General features: G+C 69.8%; 2 pseudogenes. Both read right to left on the bottom strand.

Annotation, left to right across the window (positions count from 1 at the left end):
- Positions 1-167 (bottom strand): annotated as a pseudogene (locus tag ACFV0Q_RS41765) (2-oxoacid:ferredoxin oxidoreductase subunit beta); the annotation flags it as partial.
- Positions 160-1,263, bottom strand: a pseudogene (locus ACFV0Q_RS41760) (2-oxoglutarate ferredoxin oxidoreductase subunit alpha); the annotation flags it as partial. The pseudogenes ACFV0Q_RS41765 and ACFV0Q_RS41760, both read right to left, overlap by 8 nt.

Genomic DNA, 1,263 nt, shown 5'->3' with positions numbered 1-1,263 from the left:
CCCAGCTCGGGCATGAAGCCCTGAACGGCGGCCAGGACCGCGTAGTCACCGCAGCCCGGGCACCAGCGGACCTCCTGGTCCGACTTGAAGTCCTTCATCGACTGCTTGCCCTCGGCCTTGGGGACCAAGGAGAGCAGGTGATGGGGGGCGTCGGTCACCTCAGTCATTGATGGCCTCCTTGAGAACCGTCGCGAGCTGCTCCGCCTTGAAGGGCATTCCGTTGACCTGGTTGTACGACTGGGCGTCGACCAAGTACTTCGCCCGGATCAGGATGGCCAGCTGCCCGAGGTTCATCTCCGGCACCACTACCTTGTCGTAACGCTTCAGGACCTCTCCGAGATTCCTCGGGAAGGGGTTGAGATGGCGTAGATGGGCCTGCGCGATGGGTTGCCCGGCGAGGCGCAGGCGGCGGACGGCGGCGGTGATGGGGCCGTACGTGGAGCCCCAGCCCAGGACGAGGGTCCGGGCGGCCTCCGACGGGTCGTCGACCTCCAGGTCCGGGACCTCGATCCCGTCGATCTTGGCCTGCCGGGTGCGGACCATGAGGTCGTGGTTGGCCGGGTCGTACGAGATGTTGCCGGTGCCGTCCTGCTTCTCGATCCCGCCGATGCGGTGTTCGAGGCCGGGGGTGCCGGGGACCGCCCAGGGGCGGGCCAGGGTCTCCGGATCCCGCTTGTAGGGCCAGAACACCTCCGTCCCGTCGGGCAGGGTGTGGTTCGGCGCGGTCGCGAACTGCACCTTCAGGTCGGGCAGGTCCGCCACGTCCGGGATCCGCCAGGGCTCGGAGCCGTTGGCGAGGTAGCCGTCGGAGAGCAGGAACACCGGGGTCCGGTACGTCAGCGCGATCCGGGCGGCTTCGAGGGCCGCGTCGAAGCAGTCGGCCGCCGTCCTGGGGGCGACGATCGGGACGGGGGCCTCGCCGTTGCGGCCGTACATGGCCTGGAGGAGGTCCGCCTGCTCCGTCTTGGTCGGCAGACCCGTCGACGGGCCGCCCCGCTGGATGTCGACGATCAGCAGCGGCAGCTCCAGCGACACCGCGAGCCCGATGCTCTCCGACTTCAGGGCCACGCCCGGACCCGACGTCGTGGTCACCCCCAGCGCGCCGCCGAAGGCCGCGCCGAGCGCGGCGCCGATCCCGGCGATCTCGTCCTCGGCCTGGAAGGTCCGCACGCCGAAGTTCTTGTGCTTGCTGAGCTCGTGCAGGATGTCGGAGGCCGGGGTGATCGGGTAGGAGCCCAGGTAGAGCGGCAGGTCCGCCTGCCG

This window comes from Streptomyces sp. NPDC059564 (assembly GCF_042735575.1).
In the GTDB taxonomy this organism is placed as follows: Bacteria; Actinomycetota; Actinomycetes; order Streptomycetales; family Streptomycetaceae; genus Streptomyces.
The sequence above is the reverse complement of the archived record's forward strand: the minus strand, read 5'-3'. Positions and strand labels throughout refer to the sequence as shown.